This is a genomic window from Bradyrhizobium sp. OAE829 (assembly GCF_040546575.1).
In the GTDB taxonomy this organism is placed as follows: Bacteria; Pseudomonadota; Alphaproteobacteria; order Rhizobiales; family Xanthobacteraceae; genus Bradyrhizobium.
In genome coordinates this window covers 8043985-8069222 of record NZ_JBEPOE010000001.1, presented here as the reverse complement: position 1 = coordinate 8069222, position 25238 = coordinate 8043985, and the positions used below count along the sequence as shown (strand labels likewise).

Annotated in this window: 27 protein-coding genes; 13 read left to right on the top strand and 14 right to left on the bottom strand. The window is 63.8% G+C overall.

Features of this window, described 5'->3' with window-relative positions; translation table 11 throughout:
- Positions 1-76 precede the first annotated feature (76 nt).
- Positions 77-1435, top strand: coding sequence for a caspase family protein (locus tag ABIE49_RS38290; RefSeq protein WP_192740722.1), 1359 nt, complete (start codon positions 77-79; stop codon positions 1433-1435).
- A gap of 33 nt (positions 1436-1468) precedes the next feature.
- Entirely contained in the window at positions 1469-1972 is a 504-nt protein-coding gene (locus ABIE49_RS38285; RefSeq protein WP_192740723.1) for a hypothetical protein, read from the top strand.
- 68 nt (positions 1973-2040) lie between these two features.
- On the opposite strand, the gene ABIE49_RS38280 is transcribed toward ABIE49_RS38285, so the two are convergent.
- Positions 2041-2427, bottom strand: a complete 387-nt coding sequence (locus tag ABIE49_RS38280) for a hypothetical protein (protein ID WP_192740724.1) — start codon at positions 2425-2427, stop codon at positions 2041-2043.
- A gap of 281 nt (positions 2428-2708) precedes the next feature.
- Here ABIE49_RS38280 and ABIE49_RS38275 point away from each other — a divergent pair, with 281 nt between their 5' ends.
- Entirely contained in the window at positions 2709-3818 is a 1110-nt protein-coding gene (locus ABIE49_RS38275) for a hypothetical protein (RefSeq protein ID WP_192740725.1), read from the top strand.
- 53 nt (positions 3819-3871) lie between these two features.
- Here the strand turns inward: ABIE49_RS38275 and gmk are convergent, their stop codons facing one another.
- The 7 genes from gmk to fabD form a co-directional block, all read right to left on the bottom strand.
- Positions 3872-4525, bottom strand: coding sequence for a guanylate kinase (gene gmk, locus ABIE49_RS38270; RefSeq protein ID WP_192740726.1), 654 nt, complete (start codon positions 4523-4525; stop codon positions 3872-3874).
- A gap of 3 nt (positions 4526-4528) precedes the next feature.
- A complete protein-coding gene (locus ABIE49_RS38265) occupies positions 4529-5416 on the bottom strand; it encodes a YicC/YloC family endoribonuclease (RefSeq protein ID WP_192740727.1) in 888 nt (295 codons plus the stop codon).
- 84 nt (positions 5417-5500) lie between these two features.
- Positions 5501-6784: an endolytic transglycosylase MltG gene (mltG, locus tag ABIE49_RS38260; RefSeq protein ID WP_192740728.1), complete on the bottom strand. Its 1284-nt coding sequence runs from the start codon at positions 6782-6784 to the stop codon at positions 5501-5503.
- Positions 6785-6910: 126 nt separating this feature from the next.
- Positions 6911-8176 carry a beta-ketoacyl-ACP synthase II gene (gene fabF, locus ABIE49_RS38255; protein WP_192740729.1) on the bottom strand — a complete coding sequence of 422 codons (1266 nt, stop codon included), beginning with the start codon at positions 8174-8176 and terminating at the stop codon, positions 6911-6913.
- 97 nt (positions 8177-8273) lie between these two features.
- Positions 8274-8513: an acyl carrier protein gene (locus ABIE49_RS38250; protein WP_006020277.1), complete on the bottom strand. Its 240-nt coding sequence runs from the start codon at positions 8511-8513 to the stop codon at positions 8274-8276.
- Between the two features lie 304 nt (positions 8514-8817).
- On the bottom strand, positions 8818-9555 hold the full coding sequence (fabG, locus tag ABIE49_RS38245) for a 3-oxoacyl-[acyl-carrier-protein] reductase (protein WP_192740730.1): 738 nt from the start codon (positions 9553-9555) through the stop codon (positions 8818-8820).
- 23 nt (positions 9556-9578) lie between these two features.
- Positions 9579-10532, bottom strand: a complete 954-nt coding sequence (gene fabD / locus ABIE49_RS38240; protein WP_192740731.1) for an ACP S-malonyltransferase — start codon at positions 10530-10532, stop codon at positions 9579-9581.
- 308 nt (positions 10533-10840) lie between these two features.
- Between fabD and ABIE49_RS38235 the strand changes: the two genes are divergently transcribed.
- Complete coding sequence (locus ABIE49_RS38235) at positions 10841-12079, top strand: MFS transporter (protein ID WP_354067232.1); 1239 nt, start codon at positions 10841-10843, stop codon at positions 12077-12079.
- Between the two features lie 89 nt (positions 12080-12168).
- Positions 12169-13108 (top strand): IS630 family transposase gene (locus tag ABIE49_RS38230; protein ID WP_502915856.1). Its coding sequence is split into 2 segments (ribosomal slippage): positions 12169-12504 and positions 12506-13108, totalling 939 coding nucleotides; the frame shifts between segments, so codons are not numbered across the junction.
- Between the two features lie 12 nt (positions 13109-13120).
- Here ABIE49_RS38230 and ABIE49_RS38225 read toward each other — a convergent pair.
- Positions 13121-14146: a fatty acid desaturase family protein gene (locus ABIE49_RS38225; RefSeq protein ID WP_192740694.1), complete on the bottom strand. Its 1026-nt coding sequence runs from the start codon at positions 14144-14146 to the stop codon at positions 13121-13123.
- Entirely contained in the window at positions 14143-14871 is a 729-nt protein-coding gene (locus ABIE49_RS38220; RefSeq protein ID WP_354067230.1) for a TetR/AcrR family transcriptional regulator C-terminal domain-containing protein, read from the bottom strand. The genes ABIE49_RS38225 and ABIE49_RS38220 overlap by 4 nt, the downstream gene beginning before the upstream one ends.
- 328 nt (positions 14872-15199) lie before the next feature.
- Here ABIE49_RS38220 and rpsF point away from each other — a divergent pair, with 328 nt between their 5' ends.
- The 4 genes from rpsF to rplI all read left to right on the top strand — a co-directional run bounded on the left by rpsF (position 15200) and on the right by rplI (position 17662).
- Entirely contained in the window at positions 15200-15667 is a 468-nt protein-coding gene (gene rpsF, locus ABIE49_RS38215) for a 30S ribosomal protein S6 (RefSeq protein WP_192740693.1), read from the top strand.
- A gap of 5 nt (positions 15668-15672) precedes the next feature.
- Positions 15673-15912 carry a 30S ribosomal protein S18 gene (gene rpsR / locus ABIE49_RS38210; protein ID WP_002711478.1) on the top strand — a complete coding sequence of 80 codons (240 nt, stop codon included), beginning with the start codon at positions 15673-15675 and terminating at the stop codon, positions 15910-15912.
- Between the two features lie 124 nt (positions 15913-16036).
- On the top strand, positions 16037-17008 hold the full coding sequence (locus ABIE49_RS38205; protein WP_192740692.1) for a hypothetical protein: 972 nt from the start codon (positions 16037-16039) through the stop codon (positions 17006-17008).
- Between the two features lie 54 nt (positions 17009-17062).
- Entirely contained in the window at positions 17063-17662 is a 600-nt protein-coding gene (gene rplI / locus ABIE49_RS38200; RefSeq protein ID WP_192740691.1) for a 50S ribosomal protein L9, read from the top strand.
- A gap of 54 nt (positions 17663-17716) precedes the next feature.
- Here rplI and ABIE49_RS38195 read toward each other — a convergent pair whose 3' ends face one another.
- The 3 genes from ABIE49_RS38195 to ABIE49_RS38185 all read right to left on the bottom strand — a co-directional run bounded on the left by ABIE49_RS38195 (position 17717) and on the right by ABIE49_RS38185 (position 19935).
- Positions 17717-18181, bottom strand: coding sequence for a PaaI family thioesterase (locus ABIE49_RS38195; RefSeq protein WP_192740690.1), 465 nt, complete (start codon positions 18179-18181; stop codon positions 17717-17719).
- Positions 18178-18783 (bottom strand): TetR/AcrR family transcriptional regulator, encoded by a 606-nt coding sequence (locus tag ABIE49_RS38190; RefSeq protein WP_192740689.1) that lies wholly within the window; start codon positions 18781-18783, stop codon positions 18178-18180. Before ABIE49_RS38190 ends, ABIE49_RS38195 begins: the two co-directional genes overlap by 4 nt.
- Positions 18784-18903: 120 nt before the next feature.
- On the bottom strand, positions 18904-19935 hold the full coding sequence (locus tag ABIE49_RS38185; protein WP_192740688.1) for a prolipoprotein diacylglyceryl transferase: 1032 nt from the start codon (positions 19933-19935) through the stop codon (positions 18904-18906).
- A gap of 254 nt (positions 19936-20189) precedes the next feature.
- On the opposite strand from ABIE49_RS38185, the gene ABIE49_RS38180 reads away from it, so the two are divergent.
- The gene (locus ABIE49_RS38180; protein WP_192740687.1) at positions 20190-21440 is read left to right on the top strand and encodes a cyclopropane fatty acid synthase; all 1251 of its coding nucleotides are present in this window, start codon (positions 20190-20192) and stop codon (positions 21438-21440) included.
- 21 nt (positions 21441-21461) lie between these two features.
- Here ABIE49_RS38180 and ABIE49_RS38175 read toward each other — a convergent pair whose 3' ends face one another.
- The gene (locus ABIE49_RS38175; RefSeq protein ID WP_192740686.1) at positions 21462-21668 is read right to left on the bottom strand and encodes a transcriptional regulator; all 207 of its coding nucleotides are present in this window, start codon (positions 21666-21668) and stop codon (positions 21462-21464) included.
- A gap of 144 nt (positions 21669-21812) precedes the next feature.
- Here ABIE49_RS38175 and ABIE49_RS38170 point away from each other — a divergent pair, with 144 nt between their 5' ends.
- From ABIE49_RS38170 to alr, 3 genes are all read left to right on the top strand, one after another.
- On the top strand, positions 21813-21935 hold the full coding sequence (locus ABIE49_RS38170; RefSeq protein WP_283813416.1) for a hypothetical protein: 123 nt from the start codon (positions 21813-21815) through the stop codon (positions 21933-21935).
- A gap of 313 nt (positions 21936-22248) precedes the next feature.
- Complete coding sequence (locus tag ABIE49_RS38165; RefSeq protein WP_192740685.1) at positions 22249-23751, top strand: replicative DNA helicase; 1503 nt, start codon at positions 22249-22251, stop codon at positions 23749-23751.
- A 177-nt stretch (positions 23752-23928) separates the two neighbouring features.
- On the top strand, positions 23929-25224 hold the full coding sequence (alr, locus tag ABIE49_RS38160; protein ID WP_192740684.1) for an alanine racemase: 1296 nt from the start codon (positions 23929-23931) through the stop codon (positions 25222-25224).
- The last annotated feature ends 14 nt before the right edge of the window (positions 25225-25238 follow it).

Here is a 25238-nt window from a genome sequence, read left to right as displayed (position 1 = left end):
GATCGGACATCCGGCCCGCTTTTCGCGGGCTGCGCAGGCTGGTATCCTGCCGCCATATTGCGGGGAATTATTGGAAATGCGCGGGGCTTTCAGCGGCAAGGTCTGGACGTTTGCAGCGTGGGCGTTGCTGCTGTCGCTGGTGTCGACCGCGCCCGCCGCCGCCGAGAAACGTATCGCGCTGGTGGTGGGCAACTCCGCCTATCAAAACGTTCCCCGGCTCGACAATCCCCGCAACGACGCGGCGCTGATGGCCAACACGCTCGCCGGCCTCGGTTTTACCCTGGTCGGCGGCCGCGCCCAGCTCGATCTCGACAAATCGGCCATGGACACCGCCGTGCAGAATTTCGGCCGCCAGGTCCAGGGCGCCGATGTCGCGCTGTTCTACTACGCCGGCCACGGCGTTCAGGTCGCGGGTTCGAACTATCTGGTTCCGGTCGGCGCCAATCCGACGCGCGAGGCCGATGTCGATTTCCAGATGGTGGACGTCAACCTCGTGCTGCGCCAGATGCAGGGCTCGGGCACGCGGCTCAACATGGTGATCCTCGATGCCTGCCGTAACAATCCGTTCGGCGCACGCGGCCTGCGCGCCTCCGACGGCGGCCTCGCGCAGATGCGCGCGCCGGAAGGCACGCTGATCTCCTACGCGACGCAGCCCGGCAACGTCGCGCAGGACGGCACCGGCGGCAACAGCCCCTACACCAAGGCGCTGGCGGCGACGATCAAGCAATCCGGGCTCGATATTTTCCAGACCTTCAACCAGGTCGGCCTCGCGGTGAAGCGCGAGACCGGCGGCGCGCAGCAGCCCTGGGTATCGTCTTCGCCGATCGACGGCACGTTCTACTTTGTCGCGCCGAGTTCGCCCGCCTCGCCGCAGGTCGCGGTCGCGCCGCAGCCGGCGCCGCAGCTCTCCAGCACGCTGCGCCCTGATCCCGACCGGATCCCGATCAAGGATGTCACGCTGCTCAGGGAATTGAGCGACCGGCTCTACGAGCACAATTTCGATCCGGAGCCGCTCGACAGCAAGAACGGCATGCGGCTGGCGATCAGCCAGTTCCAGGCCAAGAGCAGCATGACGCCGACCGGCGAGGCCACCGAGGGCGTGCTGACGCGGCTGCGCAAGATGGACGATCTCAAGCCCTGGGGCTCGATCGTCTACGGGCCCGACAGCAACAAATGGGGCATCTCCTGGAATCACGCTTCGCGGCGCGCGGCGGTCGACGATGCGCTCAAGAATTGCGGATCGAGCAAATGTCCGCTCGAGCTGAGCTTTTATGGATCGCGGTGCGGCGCGTTTGCGATCTCGGGGAATTCCTACTCGCTGGTTCAGCGCGACACGGTCCAGCGCGCCAAGGAGGCCGCGCTTGACGAGTGCAACAAGGCTGGCAAGTCCTGCCGCGTCATCGGTGCGGTCTGCGCCGACGGATCCGGCCGCTAGATTTTAGATTCGAGACATTGAAAGCACCGGTTTATGCAAAACGCTGTTCAACGTTCGATCAAGGTTGGTCTGCTCTGCCTTCTGATGTCGGTTGGGTTCGGAACGACCAGCTTCGCGCAATCCGGCAGCGCCGGCGGCAGCATCGGCAATGACGAGAAATCGCTGTCGGGATCGCGCACGACGCCGCGCGCGGTTGAGACCGAGAAGCCCGCACGACGCAGCAAGCCCAGGCCCGAGCCCGACGAACCTCGTCGCGCTTCGAGGAAGAGCGGCGGTGGTGGCGGCAATTTCGACGGCACGTGGGTTGCCCAATCCCAGGGCTGCGGCAACAGCACCGAGCGGTTCGTGATCAGCGGCGGCAGGATCTCGGGCGAATTGAGTTCCGGTCAGGTCAGTTCAAGTGGCTCTACGACGTCAGGCGGATCCGTCTCGGGTTTGAGTTGGAGCAGCTCCGGCCGTTTCTCGGGCCGCAGCGGCTCCGGAACGTTCAGGCGTTCGGACGGCTGTTCCGGAACGTGGACGGCGTCGAAACAGTAGCGCGTCGCAGATGAAGCCGACCTTACATTCGAGAAATTGAAGGCCCTGTTTATGCAAAACGCCGCTGTTCAACGCTCGCTCAGGATCGCTCTGTTCAGCCTGTTGATGTCAGCCGCATTCGGAGTAAGCGCCAGCTTGGCGCAATCCGGCAGCGCCGGCGGCAGCATCGGCAATGACGAGAAATCGCTGTCGGGATCTCGCGCCACGCCGCGCGCAATTGAGACGGAGAAGCCCGCACGGCGCAGCAGGCCCGAAGCCGAGAGCCCACGCCGCGCCTCGCGCAGTGGTGGCGGCGGCAATTTCGACGGCGCGTGGATGGTCACATCCGTCGGCTGCGGCGGCACCACGACTGGCGCGGTGGTCGTGACCAGCGGCAGGATCATCACCCAGGGCGTCAGTGGCAGCGTCAGCGGCAACGGTTCCGCCCGCACGGTCGGCAATTTCAACGGCGTCACGGTCACCAGTTCCGGCCGTCTCTCCGGCCGCAGCGGTTCCGGAACGTTCCGGCAATCGACCGGTTGCGGTGGAACGTGGACGGCCAGCAAACAGTAGCTTTCGTGCCTGTTTTCCAGAGCGTTATCCAGCCAAGTGGCTATCGGTTCGCGTCAAGAAAACGCGTCAAATCAAGAAGCTAGAGCCCCCGTTCCGATTCAATCGGAACGGAAAAGGCTCCAGGCTCCCGCCCGCCTCTCAGATGCGGCCGGCGAGCCCCAATTATGCCCTACCCGCTCCGAAATTGCGGCCCATTACGACCCAAGTCTTTAACGAAAACTTGAGACGTAAGTGTCGCGTATCATCATCGGGGATGGCCATGTCAAAGCGTTCAGCGAAATTCATCTCGGCGTTCTTCGCCAGTATTCTGGCGGGAACCAGTTTCGCTGCCGTTGCACAGGATGCCGCCAAAGAGAACAGCGCGAACAAGGAGAACAGCGCAAAAACGGCGGACACCTGCCTGACGCGTCCAAAAGGGGCTTTGCCGGCAGGTGGCCATTGGTATTACCGGATCGATCACGCCACCAAACGCAATTGCTGGTACATCGGCGAAGCGAAGAACAAGACCGCGCGCGCCGCACCGAAGGAATCTTCATCCACGCCTGCAGCATCGGATTCCGCATCGGCGGAGGCGACCAATGCCGTTTCGCCGCAGCAGAGCATCAATGCACGTAAATCGATCGCCAACGCGCGCGCCGAACTGACCGCGCCGCAGGCGCGCGTCGAGGATTTGATCGAGCCGCAGAGCACGGGTGCGGTGCCCGTTTCTAGAATCGCAAATAACCAAATTGCGGCCGCACCGGACTCGCAACCGCCATCGTCCATCGCATCGCGCTGGCCGGAATCTTCGGGCGTCAGCCCATCGAACGGTCCGCGCCTTGCCGCGGCCGAGCCAGCGCAGAGCCTGCAGACTCAAAACCCGCAGGCCCAAAGCCTTCAAGCCCAGAGCCTTCAAACCAATCCGACAGCGGCGCCGCAGCCCGCCATCCCCCCGGTTGCACTCGCTGCCGCTGACACATCGCAGGAAAGGCGGTCGGCATCGATGCAGATGCTGCTGCTGGTAATGGCTGGTGCACTGGCGCTGGCAGGAATTACCGCAAGTCTGGTTTACCGGTTCGGCCGCGCGCAGGCGATCCCGCTGGAAGCGCGCAGTGATCGCCGAGCGATCTGGGATGCGATCCCGACCGAACGGAACTCGCCATCGATGTTCCCGGACGAGACGCCGGTCTGGCGCAGCAATACTCCCCGCGATATTGCCCCCCGCGACGTTCCCCGCGATCCGCGCGCGCCCGACGATCCCGAGCGGCGGGTAACGGAGATGCTGGCGCGATTGGCGCGTAGTGCGCATACCTAAGGCTACGCGCAACGTACTGCGGGCATAGACTCGGCTTGCGACCGCCGTCGGGATTATTTTTCGAGCTGGCGCTGCAGGCCGCGAACGAATTCCGTCAGTCCGGTGCGGCGCTCGCGCTTGAGCCGCTCGGCCTTGAGGATCGACTGCACCTCGGCGAAGGCATGGTCGACGTCCTGGTTGATGACGATGTAGTCGTATTCCGCCCAATGGCTCAGTTCGTGGGTGGCGCGGTCCATCCTTCCGCGAATGACCTCGTCTGAATCCTGGGCGCGGGTGTGCAGGCGTTTTTCGAGGTCGGCGGCCGACGGCGGCAGGATGAACACGCTGACCACGTCGGCGCGGGCTTTCTCGCGCAATTGTTGCGTGCCCTGCCAGTCGATATCGAACAGTACGTCCTGCCCGGCCGACAGCGCGGCCTCGACCGGCGCGCGCGGCGTTCCATAGCGATTGTCGAACACGGTGGCCCATTCGAGCAATTCGCCCTTCTTGGCCATTGCTTCGAATTTCGGTTTGTCGACGAAGAAATAGTCGCGCCCGTCGACCTCTCCCGGCCGCATCGGCCGCGTGGTCGCCGACACCGACATCTTCAGGCCAGGCATCTTGTCGATCAGCATCCGCGACAGCGTGGTCTTGCCCGCGCCGGATGGCGAGGACAGCACGAACATCAGTCCGCGCCGCTCAACCCCGTCGAAACCACCAGCCGTCATCGCTCACTCCAGATTCTGGACCTGCTCGCGGAACTGCTCCACCACGTTTTTCATCTCGAGCCCGGTATTGGTCAACTCCAGATCGTTCGATTTCGAGCAGCAGGTGTTGACCTCGCGGTTGAACTCCTGGGCGAGAAAATCCAGCCGGCGCCCCACCGGACCACCCTTGCCGATCATCTCGCGGGCCTGGGCGATGTGGGAAGCGATGCGGTCGAGTTCCTCGCGGATGTCGGCCCTGGCCGCGATCATGATCGCTTCCTGATTGAGCCGGTCAGGATCGAAACGATCTGACGTTTCCAGCAGCGCTGCGACCTGTTCGGCCAAACGCGCCCTGATCGCCTCGGGCTTGCGGCCGGGCGCAGCCTCCGCCCTCTTCGCGAGCTTCTCGATCTCATCCATGCGCTGGTTGAGGATCTGTCCGAGCGTGCCCCCCTCGCGGCGGCGCATCTCGACCAGATTGGCCAGCGCCTGCTCGAAGGCCAGGGCCGCGGCGTCTTTCGCCGCCTTGTCTTCGGCCTCATCGCTTTCGGGCTCGACGACCTCGATGACGCCCTTGATGCCGAGCAGACCATCGATGCTGGGCGCCACCGCGTCGATCTTGCTGGCGAGCACGCCAGCCACCTTTACGATCGAGTTGAGCACGTCCTCATTGATGCGGATGGTCGAGACCGCGTTGGCGCGCTTGACGTTGAGATTGGCGTAGACCGTGCCCCGCGACAGCACCTCGCCGGCGCGCTTCTTGGCGAAAGCCTCGAGTTCGTCCCATCCGGGCGGCAGCCGCAACCGCAGGTCAAAGCCCTTGGCGTTGACCGACTTCAGTTCCCACTCGAACGTGTACGGACCGCTGGCGCCGTTGCTCCGGGCAAAACCGGTCATGCTCGATAGCGCCATCGCGTAAAACTTTCCGAAACAGGGAGGTGCGAGACTCGGGGTGCGGCGCGAGCTTAAAACGATTTCACGCCAAGTGGAATTGCGTTAGCGCTGAACCACCGGCGCCGTGGTGGTCGATTGCGCCGCGCCCTGGCGGGCGCCCGGGGCGGCCGCAGGCGCCGCCGGACGTGCAGGCTGCCTCTTCGTTCCCGTGGGCTTCGGAGTCGTCGCCGTCGGGTTGGTGTCGGCCGGCGCGCCTGCCGCCGCAGGTGGTGCGGCCTCTTCGGCCGGTTCGACGGTGTCGTTCTGGATCTGCTTTTCCAGCACCCGCAGCTTGGCGACGTTCTTTTGATGCTGGTCGTAGGTTTCGGTGAAGGTATGTCCGCCGCTGCCATCGGCGACGAAGAACAGGTCGCGGGTCCGCGCCGGGTTGGCGACCGCCTCGAGCGAGGCGCGGCCGGGATTGGCGATCGGGCCCGGCGGCAAGCCCTCGATCACATAGGTGTTGTAGGGCGACGGCTGAGTGATCTCGGAGCGCTTGATCGGGCGGCCCAGCGTACCCTTGCCGCCCACCAGCCCGTAGATGATGGTCGGATCGGACTGCAGCTTCATCTTCTGGCGCAGCCGGTTGGTGAAGACAGCGGCGACCCGGCTGCGCTCGTCGGCCCGGCCGGTCTCCTTCTCGACGATCGAAGCAAGCGTAATCAACGCCTCCGGCGACTTGACCGGAATGTCCGGATTGCGGCGTTCCCAGACTTCCGCAAGCATCCGCTTCTGGGTCTGCTGCATGCGCTGGACCACCTGCTCGCGGCTGGTGCCGCGCGGGAATTTATAGGTTTCCGGCAGCAGCGTGCCCTCGCGCGGCATTTCCTTCAGCGAGCCCGAGAACAGGTCGTTGTCGGTGAGGCGCGCCACGATCTGTTCGGAGGTCAGGCCTTCGGGAATGGTGACGCTGTGCTGCACCACCTTGCCTTCGACGATGGTGGCGATGACATCGCGCAGGCTGGCGCGCTTCTGGAACGAATATTCGCCGGGCTTGAGGTCGGAACTCGCCTTCAGCGCAAACACGCTGCCGATGAACAGCCACGGATTGACGTTGATCACGCCCTCGCGCTGCAGCGCGTCGGCGATGTCCCTTTTGCCGGCGCGCGCCGGAATGTTGACGATCTTGTCTTCCTGCAGCGGACCCGGCGTCTCCAAAAGCTGGCGGCCGTAATAATACGCAGTCCCCGCGCCGATCATCAAAATGATCAGAATGGTGATGATGGCGTTGCCGATCACGACAAACGGATTGCGGGCGCGCTCGGACCGCTTCGGCGGCGGCGGTACCTGCTCGGGCTCCAGCGCGGCGCGCGGGCTCCGGGGGGAAATGGGCGGCCTTTCACTCATCGATGCAACCTGAATCCTGCCGGTTCAATCGTGGCCTGACAAACCCCTGCCCGGCCAATAGCATACGCCCACGTCTAGGAGTCATCGCCGAATACGGCAAAACGGTGGAGTCGCTCTAAACACTTGCTAACTAACTACGCGCCGAACGATGACGGAGGCGTTGGTACCTCCGAAACCGAAAGAATTCGACAACGCGACGTTGATCTCGCGTTGGCGCGCCGTTTGAGGCACGAGATCGATCGCCGTCTCCACCGACGGATTTTCCAGATTGATGGTGGGCGGGGCGATGTTGTCGCGAATCGCAAGGATGCTGAAAATCGCCTCGATCGCGCCGGCCGCGCCGAGCAGATGCCCGGTCGACGACTTGGTCGACGACATCGACACCTTGGACGTTGCATTGCCGAGCAACCGCTCCACCGCGCCGAGCTCGATCTCGTCGCCGATCTGCGTCGAGGTGCCGTGCGCGTTGATGTAGTCGATATCGGAAGCGCTGATCCCAGCGCGCTTCAACGCCGCACTCATGCTGCGGAACGCACCATCGCCGTCCGGCGCCGGCGAGGTGATGTGATAGGCGTCACCGGACAGGCCGTAGCCGATCACCTCGGCGTAGATTTTCGCGCCGCGCTTTTTGGCGTGCTCATATTCCTCGAGCACCACGATGCCGGCGCCCTCGCCCATCACGAAGCCGTCGCGATCCTTGTCGTAGGGACGCGAAGCCCGTTCCGGCGTGTCGTTGAAGGCGGTCGAGAGCGCACGCGCCGCGCAGAAGCCTGCCATCGCCAGCCGGCAGATCGGCGATTCGGTTCCGCCCGCCACCATCACCTCGGCATCGCCGAGCGCGATCAGACGGCTGGCGTCGCCGATCGCGTGCGCGCCGGTCGAACACGCGGTGACGACGGAATGGTTGGGTCCCTTGAGGCCATGCTCGATCGAGACGTAACCGGAAGCGAGATTGATCAGCCGCCCTGGAATGAAGAACGGCGAGACCTTGCGCGGCCCGCGCTCCTTGAGCAGCAGCGCGGTATCGGCGATGCCGGACAGGCCGCCGATTCCGGACCCGATCAGGGTGCCGGTCGCGCACTTGTCTTCTTCGCTCTCGGGATGCCAATCGGCGTCGTCGAGCGCCTGGCGCGCGGCGGCCATCGCAAAGATGATGAAATCATCGACCTTGCGCTGGTCCTTTGGCTCCATCCACTGGTCCGGATTGAAAGTGCCGCCGCTGCCGTCGCCGCGTGGAATCACGCAGGCGATCTGGCTGGAGAGATCGGCAACTTCGAAGGTCTCGATTCGCCTGGCGCCGCTCCGGCCGGCGACGATACGCGTCCACGTTGCGTCAACGCCGCAGCCGAGTGGCGTAACCATGCCCAGCCCCGTGACGACAACCCGCCTCATATCAAAAACTCCGGCCCGTAACTGGCGGTCCATAACAAGAAACCGGGGGACCGTTCGACAACGGCCCGTCCGGCTCTATGCGCACCGCGCGGGGGCGTCAGCTTTTCGCGTTCTTTTCGAGAAATTTTGTCGCGTCGCCGACGGTCAGAATCGTTTCCGCGGCGTCATCAGGAATCTCGCAACCGAACTCTTCTTCAAATGCCATCACAAGCTCGACGGTGTCGAGGCTGTCAGCGCCAAGGTCATCGATGAAACTTGCCGCATCGACCACCTTCTCGGGTTCAACACCGAGGTGCTCGACCACAATCTTCTTAACCCGCTCGCCAATCTCACTCATCGTTCAACCTCGTGCTTGTTCCATTGGACCCGACCCCAAGATACCGCAAGACGATACGAGCCATCGTGGTCGTTAAACTTCCTTCGCAATCGCGCATAGTCTTGATTCGGCACGGTGGTAGCCGATAAAGGCCCGGCGAACGGCAGGCGTCGCCACGCCAATATACAGGGTTTCAAAATCCTGCAATGGCCTTGTTTGCCCATCCGTCCGTGGTTCGGTTATCATACTTCCCTACCGTTGACTACAAGCCCTCGGCCGGCCGCCCGAAACGGCCCTTCGCCGCATCGATCGGGCCGTAACCGGCTCAAATCATGGCCATTCCGCCGTTGACGTGGATGGTTTGCCCGGTGACGTAAGCCGCCTCGTTCGAACTGAGATAGACCGCCGCCGCGGCGATGTCCTCGGGCGTTCCCAGCCGTGCTGCAGGAACCTTCGACAGGATGGTCTCGCGCTGCTTGTCGTTCAGCGCATCCGTCATCGGCGTCTTGATGAATCCGGGCGCGATGCAATTGGCGGTCACGTTGCGCTTGGCGTATTCGCCGCCCAGCGTCTTGATCAGGCCAATGATTCCCGCCTTCGACGCGGTGTAATTGGCCTGTCCGGGATTGCCGGTCACGCCGACGATCGAGGTGATGGCAATGATGCGGCCGAAGCGCTTGCGCATCATCAATTTGGTCGCGGCGCGCGCCAGGCGGAAGGTCGCCGTCAGGTTGACGTTGATGACGTCGTCCCAATCCTCGTCGCGCAATTGCACGAACAAATTGTCGCGGGTGATGCCGGCGTTGGCGATCAGGATATCGACCTGCCCCATCGCCGCTTCCGCCGCGGGCACCAGGGCCTCGACTTCCGCGCTGTCGGAAAGATTGCACGGCAGCACGTGAACGCGCTCGCCGAGCTTGGTGGCGAAGGCATCCAGCACTTCGCGGCGCGTGCCCGAGATCGCCACCGTCGCGCCCTGCGCATGCAGTGCCTGCGCGATGGCGTTGCCAATGCCGCCGGTCGCGCCGGTCACCAGCGCCGTCCTGCCCGTCAAATCGAACATCGAAATCTCCTTGTTCGGCAAGCTTACTTCGAAGCCGCCAATGCATCCTTGGCGGCGGCAATATCGCCGGGCCCGCCGACGGAAACGCCAACCGCACCGTCGGCGATGCGCTTGACCAGCCCGCTCAGCACCTTGCCGGCGCCGATCTCGAAAAAGCGCGTCACGCCCTGGGACGCCATGTAGGCGACCGACTCGCGCCACCGCACGGTGCCGGTGACCTGCTCGATCAGGCGGCGCCTGATCTCATCGGGATCGGTGATCGGGGCGGCCAGCACGTTCGACACCAGCGGCGAGGCCAGCGCCTTGATCGTCACGTCGGCCAGCGCCTTCGCCATTGCGTCGGCCGCGGGCTGCATCAGCTTGCAATGGAACGGCGCGGACACCGGCAGCAGCATCGCGCGCTTGGCACCCTTGGTCTTGGCAATTTCAAGCGCGCGTTCGACCGCGGCCTTGTCGCCGGAGACCACCACCTGCCCGCCGCCATTGTCATTGGCGGCCTGGCAGACCTGGCCTTGCGCAGCTTCAGCCGCCACAGCCACCGCCGCCTCGTAGTCCAGACCAAGCAGCGCGGCCATGGCGCCGACGCCGACCGGCACGGCCTTTTGCATCGCAAGGCCGCGGGTGCGGAGCAGACGCGCGGTATCGCTGATACTGAGGCTGCCGGCCGCGGCCAGCGCCGAATATTCGCCGAGCGAGTGACCGGCCACGAAGGCAGCGTCCCGCCCGACCGAGAAGCCGGCCTCGGTCTCCAGCACGCGCAAGGTCGCGATCGACACTGCCATCAGCGCCGGCTGGGCATTTTCGGTGAGCTGGAGGGTTTCGGCAGGCCCCTCCCAGATGATCGCGGTCAGCTTTTCGCCGAGCGCCGCATCGACCTCGTCGAATACCGCCCGCGCGGCCGGAAAGGCGTCCGCCAGGGCCTTGCCCATGCCCACGGCCTGCGACCCCTGGCCCGGAAAGGTGAATGCTGCGGTCATTTTGACTGAAAACTCCTTCAAGTGCAGCCGTAAGACACCGGCTTTCGCCGCCCTGTCAAGCCGGACAGCGGGTGCATCGCACAAGCAATCGCTAGGCCTGGAACCTCGCCGCGGCGCTTGCCGGGATCATCGCAGATATCGATCAACCCAGCTATTCGGCACCGGAGCCGCTCCGGCTGTCTTGAGCGCCCTGCAACAAGCGTGTAACGGCGCGAGCGGAAACGGATACCGCGCCAGCCCCGCAATCGCCAAGCCCGGTCAAGTCTTACCCAGGTGATCTCTTGAGTCCTGAACCCTCTGCGAAACCCGTGGCGTCCAGCTCGTTCGCGGCCATGAAGTCGCGGCCCTATCGGGCCCAGTTCATCGCCTACGTACTGGCCATGATGGCCGACAATGTCGAGCACGTGATCAGCTATTGGGTGGTGTTTCAGAAATTCCATTCACCGGCACTGGCGGGCTTCGCGGTGCTGTCGCACTGGCTGCCGTTTCTGCTGTTTTCCGTCGCCGTCGGCGGGCTGGCCGACCGGTTCGATCCACGCCGCATCATCCAGTGCGGGATGCTGCTTTTCATCGTGGCTTCGGCGGGATGGGGCATTTGCTTCATCACCGACACGCTTCAGATGTGGCACGCGATGCTGCTCCTGGTCATCCACGGCTGCGCCGGCGTGCTGTGGCAGACGCCGAACCAGCTGCTGCTTTACGACATCGTCGGCCCCGCCGATCTGCCGAGCGCGGTACGGCTGAACGCGATGGCGCGCTATTTGGGAATCCTGGTCGGTCCGGCCGCGGGCGGCGTGATCATGCTGGCGCTCGGCCCCTCTTACGGCATCATTCTCAACACGGTGTTCTATCTGCCGATGCTGCTCTGGCTGTTCTGGGCGCCGATCAGCGCCCAGGGCGCCGTGGCAAAGCGCCTCGCCGTCCGCGGCCTTGCCGACATCGTGCAGACCATCCGCGTCATCGGCACCTATCCTGTCCTGATCTCGATGACGCTGCTCGCCGGGCTGACCTCCTTCATGATCGGCAACGCCTACCACGCCCAGATGCCGGGCTTTGCCGTTGATCTCGGCCACGGCGACCCCGGCGTGGCCTACAGCGTGCTGCTGGCGGCCGACGCCGCCGGCGCGCTGCTCGCGGGCATCGCGCTCGAAGCGTGGGGACGGCTCAGAGCAACGCCTCGGACGGCCATCGTCCTTGCCATTCTATGGGCGCTGTCGCTACTCGCGTTCGCATCGGTCGGGATCTACTCGCTTGCGATCGCGCTGCTGTTCGCCGCGGGATTCTTCGAGTTGTCGTTCAACACGATGGCGCAGACCATGGTCCAGTTGAATGCCCCCGCCGACATTCGCGGCCGCGTCGTCGGCCTGTTCAACATGGCCGGGCTCGGCATGCGCGCCTTCAGCGGCATCACCGTGGGCCTGTTCGGCGCAGCGATCGGCATTCACTGGTCGCTCGCCCTGTCGGCCGCGGTGCTATTGGCGTTTCTGTTCGTGCTGCTTCGCCGCGCCAATGAACAAGCCGGCCGAACACGCGTTAGCGGCGGCTAAAGCGGGATGGGGTTAGGTTGAATCGATTTGGGATTCCCAAATCAGTGGGTTTCTGATTCACCATGATGGCTGGACGGAGGCCAGCATGGATGGGCAAGCCTTATTCTCTGGATCTTCGCAAGCGTGTCGTGTCCGCGATCGAGGGCGGGATGTCCCGCAATCAGGCAGCCAAGCAGTTTGGGGTCGCGATCAGCACAGCGATCGGTTGGATGCAGCGGGTCGAGGATACTGGCAGCGTTGCTCCGGGCCAGATGGGTGGTCATAAGCCGAAGGCAGTTTCGGGAGACCATGCGGTTTGGCTGTCGCAACGGATCAAAGACGGCGATTTCACCATACGAGGGCTCGTTGCCGAGCTTGCCGGACGCGGCCTGAAGGTCGACTACCACTCGGTGTGGGACTTCGTGCATGCCGAGAAGCTCAGCTTCAAAAAAAAGCGTGGCGGCTGACGAACGCGATCGACCCGACGTGGCGCGGCGGCGCCTCCAATGGACAAAGTATCAAGGTCGCGTCGAAGCTGAGCGACTGGTCTTCATCGACGAGACCTGGACGCGGACCGATATGGCTCCCTTGCGGGGATGGGCGCCGCGCGGGCGCAGGCTTCACGCCAAGGTTCCCCACGGCCGCTGGAAGACCATGACCTTCCTGGCGGCCCTGCGCCATGACCGGATCGATGCGCCATGGTTTATCGAGGGGCCGATCGATGGCGTGAGCTTTCGCACCTATGTCGAGAAGGTTCTTCTGCCCATCCTTCGACCCGGCGATATCGTCGTTTTGGATAACCTCGGCAGCCACAAGAGCAAAGCAGTTCGCCAGCTCATCCGTTCGGTCGGCGCCAAACTCTTCTTCCTGCCAAAATACTCGCCTGACCTGAACCCGATCGAGCAGGTCTTTGCCAAGCTCAAGCATCTGGTCCGCAAAGCTGCCGCGCGAACCGTCGACGCGGTCTGCGCCGCAATCGGCTACGCACTCGATGCCTTCACCTCAGAGGAATGTGCCAACTACCTCAAAAATTCAGGCTATCGAACTTAATGCCATCACGCTTTAGAAACCACCGGCTTTCTGATCGCCGCCGACCTCGGCCCCGGCCCGCGCACGGCGCGCGCTGCTCACGAGCTGGCCCGGGCGATCCTGCTGGTTGGGCTTTGCGGTCGCAAGGCGCAGTACGGCAGCATAGTTCAGCTGCACCTCCATGCGGTCGGCATGCCGGCTTTGGCTGAGAATGCGGTGAACGCGCGGCAGGTTGTAGCAGGGCACGTAGAACAGCAGATGATGCTCGAGGTGATAGTTCACGTAATAGGGCGCGATGAACAGCCGCTCGAGGAAACCGGCATGGGTGGTGCGGGTGTTGCGCAAGGGATCGCTGCTGTCCGGCACCACGGCATGCTCGGCGATGTTGCGGATGCGGGTGATCACCATCTGCCAGGTGAAGAGCGGCAGCAGCCATAACAGCGGATAGGCCCACCACACGCCGGCAGCGGCAAGGCTAGCGAACATCACCACGTTGACCGCGAATTGCGGACCGAGCTTTTCCCAGAAATGGGCTGATCGCTTCGACAGCGGCCAATCCGCCGGGCCGAGCGCGTTGAGCAATTGCGCCTTGCGCTGCTGATAGCCAGTCTGCCCGGTGATATCGCGCAGGAATTTGCGGCGATAGCTCACCTTCGTGATCGGAAACGGCGCCGACAGAATAAGGTCGGGATCATCCTCCTGCTGGGTGCGCGCATGATGCTGCAGATGATAGCGGCGATAGGCGCGGGTCTCGGCAAACACCGGATAGGCGCAGAACCACTGGCTCAGGGTCAGATTGGTTTTCTCGTCGGCCGACAGGCAGCCATGCGCGCCGTCATGCATCAGGATCGCAAGCCCGAGCTGTCGCGAGCCGATGATGCCGACGGCCAGCAGAAACGTCAGCGGATTGGGCCACCACGCCACCAGCGCGATCGAGCCAATGATCAATGCCCAGGCATGAGCGATCAGGGCAACGCCTTTCCATGTCGAGCGCCGGCGCACGGCGATCAATTCATCCTCGGACAGGAAATCACGGGCACGCATGCGAAGCGCGGTCATGACGACGTCTCCCCTTCGGATGAATCGGAAGCTGATGCGGGATTTCCGACGAGGCGCAGGCGGGTGCTGTCGCCGGCCGAAGTCGTCGCCTGCTCGCCGAGCGAGCGCAGCAACTCGCCGCGCATCTGCTCGGCCGCGCGGCCCATGGCGTAGCCCTCCACGATCACGCCGATCGCAACGGCCCAGAACCTGCGCGAGCTTTCTTCCGGCGCGCGCAGCGATCGCCAGCCGTGCCGCTCGACCTGGCTGGCATAGGCCCGTGCGCCTTCGCTGTGCAGCCGCTCGATGGTGCGCTCGACCAGCGGCGCGAGATCCTGGCGGCGGCGTGTCAGCGTCAACGCTTCGGCGAAGAAGGCTACCGAGTCCGTTGCCGTCACCGTCTCGGCCAGCGCGTGGGTGTAGTCGCGCGGTGTATGCGCCTGCAGCGCCGCCTGCTCGGTCGCGCGCGCCAGATAGAGCATGTCGCGGCAGGCGGTTTCGACGAACAGCGCTTCCTTGGTGCGGAAGTAATAGGTGATCTGGCTCGGAAACGCGTCGGCAGCGGCGGCGATATCCGAAATCGAGGTGCCGGAAAGGCCACGTTCCTTGAACAGGCGGCTGGCGCCATCCAGCAGGCGGGAGCGCATCTGGCGTCCGGCCGAACGCGTGGCGCGGACGGCGTGCTTGGGGTCGCCGGCCAGTGCCTGAGCGGTTTCGGCGGACTCGGAAACCATTTTGGGAGCCATTTTGCCCTCTCGTCCGTTATTTGTATGATATACAAACAAATATGTCAATTTGGCCCTTGGAGGCGGCGGTCGGCCAGGGCATCAACCGGCCAAATCCCCGCATCAACGCTTGCCAGCGGGCTCAAAATCTCTATAAACCGCGCATCCGTGGATCCCGGCCGGGAGCTGAACGGACGGTCTCAGCAATCTCACCTTTCGGCGATTTTGATGTGGCAGGGCCAGTTGGCCCGTCGTCCCGTGCTTCCGCCTTCTGAGCATTATCGAGTCCTTTCCGAAGGTCTCGAAGGGCTTGCCGCCGGGAACCGCGCCAACACAGGAAAGGACACCCATGCCTCTTTATGAGCATGTTTTTCTCGCGCGTCAGGATGCGAGCACCCAGCAGGTCGAAGAGCTGACCACCCAGATGACGGGCATCGTCGAAGGGCTCGGCGGCAAGATCACCAAGACCGAGAACTGGGGCGTACGCTCCCTCACCTATCGCATGAACAAGAATCGCAAAGCACATTTCGTGCTGATGAACATCGATGCGCCCTCCGCTGCGGTCACCGAGATCGAGCGCCAGGAGCGGATCTCTGAAGACGTCATCCGCTATCTCACCGTCCGCGTCGAAGAGCACGAGGAAGGTCCGTCAGCCATGATGCGCAAGGCCGATCGCGATCGCGAACGCGACGACCGTGGTGGTGGTTTCCGTGGTGACCGCGAAGGCGGCTTCCGTGGCGACCGTGAAGGCGGCGGCTTCCGTGGCGACCGTGGCCCGCGCCGTCCGCGCGATGAAGACGCAGCGGTTGAGGAGTAAGAATCATGGCTGAAGCTGGTGCACGCCGTCCGTTTTTCCGTCGCCGCAAGACCTGCCCGTTCACGGGTCCGAATGCGCCGAAGATCGACTACAAGGATTCCAAGCTGCTGATGCGTTACGTTTCCGAGCGCGGCAAGATCGTGCCGAGCCGCATCACCGCCGTCTCCGCCAAGAAGCAGCGTGAACTCGCCCGCGCCATCAAGCGCTCGCGGTTCCTCGGCTTGCTGCCCTACGTTATTCGCTAAGACGATTTCGGTCGGTGGCATCCGTGCCGCCGACCAGCGACTTTTCATAAGGCTTCCGGGTCGTCCGGTCGCCGATGGTTGGGGTCGAAAGACCTCTAACCGCTCGAAAGGGGCGGGACAGCTGATGATCGTGATCATACTCATTGCGCTTGCGGCCGGCTCTGCGTCGGCGCTGATGTTCGCCTCGATCATCTCGGGCGCGCTGATCTCATTGCTGCTGTTCTATCTGGCCCCGCTGCCGCTGATGGTGGCCGCCCTTGGATGGGGACCGCTTGCGGCGACGATCGGCGGCATCGCCGCGGCTTCGGGCCTCGGGCTGATGTTCGGCCTGCCCTACTGCATCGCCTTTGTCGTCACCGTCGCCCTGCCCGCCTGGTGGCTCGGCCATCTCGCGCTGCTCGGACGGCCGCTGCCCGCCGAGGAAGCAGGCAACGGCGCCCCGCCTGCCGCGCCTGCCATGGAATGGTATCCGGTCGGCCGCATCCTGCTGTGGATTGCAGGCTTTGCGATGCTGACCACGATCACCGCCATGCTGACGCTCGGCAGCGACGCCGAGGCGATTACGGCGTCACTGAAACGCGGCCTGATGCGAATCCTGACACCTCGCAATGCTGCGCCATCAGGCGACACCGAGCGGTGGGTCAGCGCGCTCGCAATCATCGCGCCGCCGGCCGCCGCGATCGTCGCCATGATGACGCTGACCCTCAATCTCTGGCTCGCCGGCAAGATCACCGCGACCTCCGGCCGCCTGCACCGGCCGTGGCCGGACCTGAAGAGCGCGGAGCTGCCGCCGATGACGCTGGTCGCGTTGTCGGTCGCACTGGCGTTCTGTTTCGTCGGCGGGCTTCCCGCATTGTTCGCGCAGATCACAGCGACGGCACTGCTGATGGCTTACGCCATCATCGGCTTTGCCGTGCTCCATACGTTGACACTGGCGCTGAACGGCCGCGCATTCTGGCTGTCCTGCGCCTATGCCGTCGTCGTGGTGTTCGGCTGGCCGGTATTGGCGATGGTCGTGCTTGGCCTCGCCGACGCGGTATTCGGATTTCGCCAACGCTTCATGCGCGGCAGACCGCCGCCGGTGCCTGCAGCCTAACCATTCCACCCATCCACTCAATCGGATCATCACCACTTCAAAAGGAGAACGAATATGGAAGTCATTTTGCTGGAACGCGTCGCCAAGCTCGGTCAGATGGGCGAAGTCGTCAAAGTCAGGGACGGATTTGCCCGCAACTTTCTGCTCAAGCGCGGCAAGGCGCTGCGCGCAACGTCGGACAATCGCGCCAAGTTCGACGGCATGAAGGCCGAGCTCGAGGCCAACAACCTCAAGGCCAAGGGCGAAGCCACCAAGGTCGCGGAGAAGATCAACGACCGCAACGTCGTCGTGCTGCGCCAGGCCTCCGAAACCGGCCAATTGTTCGGTTCGGTCAGCGTGCGCGACATCATCGCTTCCTTCGAGGCCGACGGCGTCATCATCAGCCGCAGCCAGGTCATGCTGGACGCGCCGATCAAGACCATCGGCAAGCACTCGATCGCCATCGCCGTGCACCCCGAAGTCGAAGTCAGCGTCAGCGTCACAGTTGCACGCAGCGCCGATGAAGCCGAGCGCATCAACCGCGGCGAAGACATCTCGAGCCGTCAGGAAGATCAGGACGCCGCCGCCGAGGCGCTGGCCGCCGCCGGCGAGTTCTTCGATCCGGAAGCCCACCACGACGACGAAGCGCCGGCCCCGGCTGCGACCGAGAAGTAACGCGCGGCCTCTCTTTATCGCGCGTCTGTTTATGTGAGAACCAAGCCCGGCCGATCAGGCCGGGCTTGGGATTCGTGCCGCCGCTTTCTCGTCGAGCATCGCGATCGAGGCGAGCGCCGTTGCGGTGTGCTTTTCGACGCCGTCGGTGAGGCAATAGACATCGGCCGCGACCACCGCGACCTGACGTCCGGGCTTGATCACCCGCGCCCGGCAGATTAGCCGCTCGCCCACCGCCGGCGACAGCAAGTTCAATTTATATTCCGCCGTGAGCGCCGGCTGGCCGCGCGAGGTCGCCGCCGCGATGGTGGTTGCGTTGTCGACCAGGAACGCCGTGACACCGCCGTGGAACAGGCCGTGCTGCTGCAACAGCTCCGGCCGGCGGTCGACTGCAAGCGTGCACCCGCCGCGCGTCAGTTCGGACAGTTCGGCGCCGATATGGTTCATAAAACCCTGGCGGCCGACATTGTCGCGGATGCGGGTCGCGATCGGCGCGAACTCCGGATCGGTATTGGCGATCATGGGGTCTCTCCTGTTCTGTGGCCGGCATCAATGGCGACCACCGCACGGGTGGCGCAGGCGATCAGGATGTCGGTCTGTTCCCTGGGATCGGCGCGGTCGCGGCCGGACAGCCAGGCGCGACAGAAGATCTGCGCAGGTCCGATGATCTGGCTGAAGAACAAGGTCGCCGTCATCGGCAGCAATTCGCCTCGCGCGATCAGCGGCGCGCGCCAGCGCTCGACGGCCTCGGCGAGACGCGAATTCTGCGCGCGCTGCGCACCACGGATTTCTTCGGTCCATTCGCTGCGCGAAATCTCGAACAGATAGCGCGCCTCGCGCCGGTTGTTCACGACCCAGTCAAGATGCGTATGGATCAAGCGCGCCACGCCTTGCCGGGCGCCGCAGGATTCGTCGATCGCAGCGAGTACCGCGGCGTGATAGCGGCCGAGGATTTCCAGGAACAGCGTGCCGGCCAGCTCCTTCTTCGATCCGAAGAAATGGAAGAAGCTGCCGTTGGACGCCCGCGCCCGGGTTCGAATGGCGGCCACGGTTGCGCCCTCGAAGCCGTCGCGGTCGAACACCGCCAATCCCGCCGCCAGTAGATCCTCTCGCGCCGTGGTCACCACGCCAAACCTCGCCGGTTAGATCATTGCTCTAGAGTAACACTCTAGAGGCGATTGAGCAAGTCCGCTCGCGAGCCTTCCGTCGCGAACGTTACCGGCGTGCGTTGTTGGAACGCGGCGTTACTGGGAGATGGGCGGTGCGGGCGGCCCCGCCGGCGCAACCGGCGCTGGAGGCGGCGCAGATGCCGTCACCTCGGACGGAGTGGCCGGCGCAGTTGCTGCGGCGGGCGCCGACAGACTCGGGATGGCGGCTGGCTCTCTCGGGATCGCGGCTGATTCTGATGTACCGCTGGGGGGCGGTGCGGCGGCCGCCGGCGCGGGCGTGACCGGCGGGACTGGATCAGGCCGCAGCGGCGTTGGTTCGCTGCCGCCGGTTTCCCTGGGCGCATCGACCTTGGCGGTCTCGGACTTGGCTGATTCAGGCTTTCCTGCTTCAGATTTGCCTGTTTCAGACTTGCCTGTTTCAGACTTGCTCGAGTCAGAGGTCCCCTCTCCGGCCGGCTTGGCGGCTTCAGGCTTTTCGCCGGCATCCACCTTGGCGGTTTCGCGCTTGGCTTCTTCCTTGGCCGCCTCGTCCGGTTTCGGCGGCTCTTCCGTAGGCTTGCCGCGCTTGCCGAGCTTCTGCTTGGCGCCCGTTTTGCTGTCGGTCGCGGCCTGCGGCGTCTGGCCATCGGCGGGCCTTGCGGCATCGGGCGGCTGGCCCGGCCGCCGCTTGCCGTCGCGTCCAGGGCCTTGCGGCGTGAGCCCGTCGGCGTCGGGCCGGGACGCCTCTTGCGTGGCGGCGGGATGTTGCCGACGGCCGAATCGGTCGGGCTGATCCGGCCTGGCAGCCTCTTGCTTGGCGCCCTTTGCCGCATCGGTCTTCGGCTGATCCTTGCTCTGAAATCGTGCGTCGGCCGCGCCGTTCGAGATCAGGAACGAGGCCAGCACCCCGGCCATCTCGCTGCTGGTGGTGTAGTGCTGGCGCAGGAAGCCGGGCAGCGACGACGGCGACACGCTCTTCAAAAGGCCGCGAGGGCTCTTGTGGCAGGCGTTGCAGGTACCCGAGAAGATCTGGGAAGGGGTCTTGCCGGCCTCCAGGTTTTCAGCCCGGGCCGTGAGACAGCCAACCAGAAGCATCACCGTCGCCAGACTGAGCGCTCGGCTCAACATTCCCTGCTTCTCCAATTGGAATCGCTTCCAGCGTCGCGCAACACGGCCGACGGCGGTCACCTTTTAGCCGATTATCCTGCGAATGGAAGCTCACTTGTGACGCAACTGCGTGATCTCCACATTTGGGAATATCCGCTTTGACTACAACGCCCTAGCCCGTCGGGCTGATGAGGATTATGATCTGCTTGACGCACATTGGAACCTTCGTTCCCGTGCGTCGGTTGTAACGGGCCGGTCGTTCCATTGGTGCTTTGATGGATCGTTTGTTGCGTTATTTCCTGGGACAGTTCATCCGCCGCGGCACGATGACATTCACGGCCGCGAGCGGGACCACTTTTACCTGCGGCGACGGCACCGGGCGGCCGGTATCGGCCAGGTTCCTGAGCCCGCGCACCGAACGGCGGATCCTGCTCAATCCCGAACTGGCGCTGGGCGAAGCCTTTATGGACGGCACGTTCGTGGTCGAAAGCGGTTCGATCGCCGACGCGCTGGCGATCCTGCTCGATCAACCGGCCATGGTGCCGCAATGGGCCCGGCTGCAATGGTGGATGCGCTATCTCGCCCGGCACATCAGTCAGTTCAACTGGCGCGGCCGGTCACGAAACAATGTCGCGCATCATTATGACCTCGACGGGCGGCTCTATTCGCTCTTCCTGGACGCCGACAAGCAATATAGCTGCGCCTATTTCGAGACGCCGGATGCCACGCTCGATGATGCCCAGTTGGCCAAGAAGCGCCACCTCGCCGCCAAGCTCCGAATCGGGCGCGGCGACCGCGTGCTCGACATCGGCTCGGGCTGGGGCGGGCTTGGGCTCTATCTGGCCGAGATGACCGGCGCCGATGTTACCGGCATTACGCTCTCGACCGAGCAATTACAGGTCGCGAACGCCCGTGCCGGGGAGAAAAAGCTGGGCCATCAGGCGAAATTCCTGCTCAGCGACTACCGCGACATTCCCGGTCCGTTCGACCGGATCGTGTCGGTCGGGATGTTCGAGCATGTCGGCGTCGGGTTTTATGAAACCTTCTTCAAGCGATGCGCCGAGTTGCTCAGCGACGACGGGATCATGGTGCTGCATTCCATCGGCCGCTCGACGGGCCCCGACGTAACCAGCCCCTGGATCACCAAGTATATTTTCCCGGGTGGTTACATCCCCGCGATGTCCGAAGTGGCGCCGGCGATCGAGAGTGCCGGGCTTCTGGTCTGCGACATCGAAATCCTTCGGCTGCACTATGCGGAGACGCTGAAAGCCTGGCGCGAGCGTTTCATGGCGCGGCGCGAAGAGGCCGTGCGGCTTTACGACGAACGATTCGCCCGAATGTGGGAATTCTACCTGGCGGCGTCGGAGATGTCGTTCCGCAAGCAGAACCTGATGAATTTCCAGATCCAGCTCGCCAAGCGCCAGGGCATCGTCCCGATGACGCGCGACTACATCGCGCGTGAAGAGGCGCGGCTGCGCGGGATCGAAACGGGCAAGCCGCCGCGGCTGCAAATCGCGGGCGAGTAGTCGGATTTTGAGCTGAATGTCTTAGTTTCGGAAGCTGTAGTCCGAGCCGTAGGCTATTCCGGCAGTTGCCGGGCGAGCGAGTTGCGCGCGCAGAGCATCCAATACCTTTATATCGCAGGGCACCGCACGCGATTCCGGGCGCGCGACGAGTTCCATGGTGTCGATCAGCATCGACAACCAAGCGCGCTGGTCGCCTCCTGATCGCCATGTACCGAGCTGCTGACCCATCGTCTTTTCCTTGATCCCGTCTCTTAACCAACCCGAAAGCCTAAAACCCGTTCCCGAATTCCTCGACCAGGATGCCGGCCAGAACCCCCCTCGGATGTGATCTGGTTCACAGAGTTCGCCGGCTGATTGCCGTAAAACTACTGAATGGCCCAGAAAACCTACTCAACCTCGCTCGTTCCTCGCGCCGATCTCATCGTCGATTACGCCTTGATCGCGACTGGCATCGGCTCGGCCTTGATCGCGTTGATCTTTCTCATCCTGGCTTGATCAATCGCTAACATCGCGGCCGGATGACCTCCGCAACCTGGTTAGGTCTGTCCAACTGGCGAGAAGGTTCAGGCGGCCCTAACAGCTTTCCAAACATTTTCGTGAATGCGGCGGTACCGAGCGGCCGTCGCACGGCTTTGGCCAAAATCCGTCAAGTGCAACGCCGCAACGACCGACGGGGATTCACATCTCGCTTGTGTGAATCGGGCATAAGGCATGTAGGTACTTCCGCTCGGCACAAGGGGAGCGCTTTATCGCCACCCCAAATCCGGCATCCCAAATACCGACCCAAATCCGAAGAACAATTCCGAGCATGGCGCTGACTGATTCGAACGTTCTGAAACTTGCCCCCGACGCGGGAACTCCGGCCTATCGGAGTGCGCCGCACAATATCGAAGCCGAACAGAGTCTGCTGGGCGCGATCCTGGTGAACAACGACGCGTTCTATCGGGTTTCGGACTTCCTCGAGCCAAAACACTTCTTCGAACCGATCCATCAGGCGATCTACGAGACCGCCAGCAGCCTGATCCGGATGGGCAAGGTTGCGACGCCCGTCACGTTGAAAACCTTCCTGCCTGCCGAGACCGACATTGGCGGCATGACGGTTGGACAATACCTCGCCCGTGTCGCGGCCGAGGCCACCACCATCATCAACGCGCAGGACTACGGCCGAACGATCTATGACATGTCTCTGCGCCGCGATCTGATCCGGATCGGCGAGGACATGGTCAACGTCGCGTTCGATGCGCCGGTGGATTTTGCCCCGCGCGCGCAGATCGAGGACGCCGAACGCCAGCTTTACGAGCTGGCGGAGTCCGGCCGCTACGACGGTGGCTTCCAGCGTTTCGCGCAGGCGATGAAGACCGCGCTCGATATGGCGGCCAACGCCTATCAGCGCGACGGAAAATTGTCCGGCATTTCAACTGGCCTCCGCGATCTCGACTCCAAGATGGGCGGCCTGCAGCGGTCGGACTTGATCATCGTCGCCGGACGTCCCGGCATGGGCAAGACCGCGCTTGCCACCAATATCGCCTACAACATCGCCGAGGCGTACCAGCCGGAAGTCCAGGCCGACGGCACCATGAAGGCGGTCAATGGCGGCGTTGTCGGCTTCTTCTCCTGCGAAATGTCCGCCGAGCAGCTCGCCACCCGTATTCTGGCCGAGCAAACCGGCATTGCGTCCAGCATGATCCGCCGCGGCGGGATCAAACAGGACGAATTCGACAGGATCCGCGACTACACCATCAAGCTCGAGCACTTGCCGCTGTTCGTCGACGAAACGGGCGGCCTTTCGATCTCGCAATTGACGGCCCGCGCGCGGCGGCTGAAGCGGCAGAAGGGCCTCGACATCATCGTGGTCGACTACATCCAGCTGCTGCAGGGTTCCGGCAAGAAAGGCAATGACAACCGCGTCCAGGAAGTCACGGAAATCACCACCAGCCTGAAGGCGCTCGCCAAGGAGCTCAATATCCCTGTGATCGCGCTGTCGCAGCTGTCGCGCCAGGTCGAAAGCCGCGACGACAAGCACCCGCAATTGGCCGACTTGCGCGAATCCGGCTCGATCGAACAGGACGCCGACGTCGTGATTTTCGTGTACCGCGAAGAATACTATTTGCAGAACAAGGAACCCAAGATCGGTACGCCCGAGCACGAGAAATGGAAGCTCGACATGGAGCTCGCTCACGGCAAGGCCGAGGTCATCATCGCCAAGCAGCGCCACGGACCGACGGGTACGGTCCAACTGCAATTCGAGGGGCAGTTCACGCGGTTCAGCGATTTCGCCGAAGGGGATAATCTACCCTACCGCGGGCCCTAAGCGCGGTTTCCAGCGAAGCATCGGACTTGATCCGGGGTGCTGCCAGGTTCGCGTGAAGGAAACACGTCAAAACAAAAATCTGGAGCGCGATCGGTTCTGATCAATCAGGACCGACCAGTGCCCCAGTCCTGCCTTCTGCGCGGTTGAACCATGGCGTTGGCCCGCGTAAAATGCGGCATGAACATCGCATCCGACCCCAAATCCATCCCGACCAGCACCCTGCTCTCGGCCGAGGCGAACCAGGCCGCCGCGCTGGCGAGTGCCACCGGCGTGCTGACCGTCGATCTCGACGCCATCGTCGCCAACTGGCGCAAGCTCGAAAAGACCGCCGTGCCGGCCGAATGCGCCGGCGTGGTGAAAGCGGACGCCTATGGCTGCGGCGCTGAACAGGTCGGGCGCGCGTTGGCCAACGCCGGCTGCAAGACATTCTTCGTCGCAACCCTCGAAGAAGCGCGCGTGCTCCGCGGGGCTCTGCCGACGGCCACGATCTATACGCTCGACGGCTTCTTCCAGAACACCGGCGACGCCTACGCCAAGCTCGATTGCAAGCCCGTGATCGGCGATCTCAACGAACTCGCTGAATGGGACGTATTCTGCCGCCGCTCCGGCTGGTCCGGCGGGGCGGCCATTCACATCGACACCGGCATGAACCGGCTCGGCCTGACAGTGACCGAGGCGCAAGGTATCATTCCGCGCATCAATGCCGGCGATCACGGCATCACGCTTGTGATGAGCCACCTCGCCTCCGCCGAACTCCTCAACAACCCGCTCAACGCCAAGCAGCTCACGACCTTCCGCGAAATCGCGAGCCTTTTTGCCGGTGTGCCGGCGTCGCTGGCGAATTCGTCAGGCGTTTTCTTGGGCCCCCAGTTCCAGTTCGAACTGGTGCGGCCGGGCGCCGCCGTCTACGGCATCAACCCGACACCGGAAGCCGACAACCCGATGCAGCCGGTGGTCGAATTGAAGGCGCGCATCGTGCAGATCCGCAATCTGGAAAAGGGCGAGACCGTCGGTTATGGCGGCACCTGGACCGCGCGGCGGCCGACGCGGGTCGCGATCGTCTCCGCAGGCTATGCCGACGGATATTTCCGCGCCGCCAGTTCGAATGACGGCAGCCGCGGCGCCGAGGTGGTGGTCGCCGGCAAGCGCTGCCCGATCGCGGGTCGCGTCTCGATGGACCTGATGGCGGTCGATGTCACCGATCTGGAAAAGAACGCGGTGCGGCGTGGCCACATGGTGACGCTGCTCGGCGAAGGCATCACGGTCGATGAACTCGCCCACCATTTCGGCACCATCGGCTATGAAGTGCTGACCAGCCTCGGCAAGCGTTACGCGCGAGTTTACAAGGGCGGCGACGCAAAGGCGGAGCCGCCGCCGGTAACGGCGTCAACACCACCGGCAATCGAACCAGTGCCCGCGACCGCAGAACCCGCCGCGGCGCCAGCTCAGGCCCCGCCTCCACTGCCGACCTGACAATTCCTGTCAGG

Excerpts from the sequence above, each read along its gene's own strand:
- ABIE49_RS38220 (WP_354067230.1), bottom strand. The coding sequence starts at position 14,871 with ATGGCTCCCAAAATGGTTTCCGAGTCCGCCGAAACCGCTCAGGCACTG.
- mltG (WP_192740728.1), bottom strand. The coding sequence starts at position 6,784 with ATGAGTGAAAGGCCGCCCATTTCCCCCCGGAGCCCGCGCGCCGCGCTG.
- gmk (WP_192740726.1), bottom strand. The coding sequence starts at position 4,525 with ATGACGGCTGGTGGTTTCGACGGGGTTGAGCGGCGCGGACTGATGTTC.
- rpsF (WP_192740693.1), top strand. The coding sequence starts at position 15,200 with ATGCCTCTTTATGAGCATGTTTTTCTCGCGCGTCAGGATGCGAGCACC.
- ABIE49_RS38225 (WP_192740694.1), bottom strand. The coding sequence starts at position 14,146 with ATGACCGCGCTTCGCATGCGTGCCCGTGATTTCCTGTCCGAGGATGAA.
- rpsR (WP_002711478.1), top strand. The coding sequence starts at position 15,673 with ATGGCTGAAGCTGGTGCACGCCGTCCGTTTTTCCGTCGCCGCAAGACC.
- ABIE49_RS38175 (WP_192740686.1), bottom strand. The coding sequence starts at position 21,668 with ATGGGTCAGCAGCTCGGTACATGGCGATCAGGAGGCGACCAGCGCGCT.
- ABIE49_RS38285 (WP_192740723.1), top strand. The coding sequence starts at position 1,469 with ATGCAAAACGCTGTTCAACGTTCGATCAAGGTTGGTCTGCTCTGCCTT.
- rplI (WP_192740691.1), top strand. The coding sequence starts at position 17,063 with ATGGAAGTCATTTTGCTGGAACGCGTCGCCAAGCTCGGTCAGATGGGC.
- fabF (WP_192740729.1), bottom strand. The coding sequence starts at position 8,176 with ATGAGGCGGGTTGTCGTCACGGGGCTGGGCATGGTTACGCCACTCGGC.
- ABIE49_RS38250 (WP_006020277.1), bottom strand. The coding sequence starts at position 8,513 with ATGAGTGAGATTGGCGAGCGGGTTAAGAAGATTGTGGTCGAGCACCTC.
- ABIE49_RS38165 (WP_192740685.1), top strand. The coding sequence starts at position 22,249 with ATGGCGCTGACTGATTCGAACGTTCTGAAACTTGCCCCCGACGCGGGA.
- ABIE49_RS38290 (WP_192740722.1), top strand. The coding sequence starts at position 77 with ATGCGCGGGGCTTTCAGCGGCAAGGTCTGGACGTTTGCAGCGTGGGCG.
- ABIE49_RS38170 (WP_283813416.1), top strand. The coding sequence starts at position 21,813 with ATGGCCCAGAAAACCTACTCAACCTCGCTCGTTCCTCGCGCCGATCTC.
- ABIE49_RS38185 (WP_192740688.1), bottom strand. The coding sequence starts at position 19,935 with ATGTTGAGCCGAGCGCTCAGTCTGGCGACGGTGATGCTTCTGGTTGGC.
- fabD (WP_192740731.1), bottom strand. The coding sequence starts at position 10,532 with ATGACCGCAGCATTCACCTTTCCGGGCCAGGGGTCGCAGGCCGTGGGC.
- ABIE49_RS38195 (WP_192740690.1), bottom strand. The coding sequence starts at position 18,181 with ATGATCGCCAATACCGATCCGGAGTTCGCGCCGATCGCGACCCGCATC.
- ABIE49_RS38180 (WP_192740687.1), top strand. The coding sequence starts at position 20,190 with ATGGATCGTTTGTTGCGTTATTTCCTGGGACAGTTCATCCGCCGCGGC.
- ABIE49_RS38265 (WP_192740727.1), bottom strand. The coding sequence starts at position 5,416 with ATGGCGCTATCGAGCATGACCGGTTTTGCCCGGAGCAACGGCGCCAGC.
- alr (WP_192740684.1), top strand. The coding sequence starts at position 23,929 with ATGAACATCGCATCCGACCCCAAATCCATCCCGACCAGCACCCTGCTC.
- ABIE49_RS38205 (WP_192740692.1), top strand. The coding sequence starts at position 16,037 with ATGATCGTGATCATACTCATTGCGCTTGCGGCCGGCTCTGCGTCGGCG.
- fabG (WP_192740730.1), bottom strand. The coding sequence starts at position 9,555 with ATGTTCGATTTGACGGGCAGGACGGCGCTGGTGACCGGCGCGACCGGC.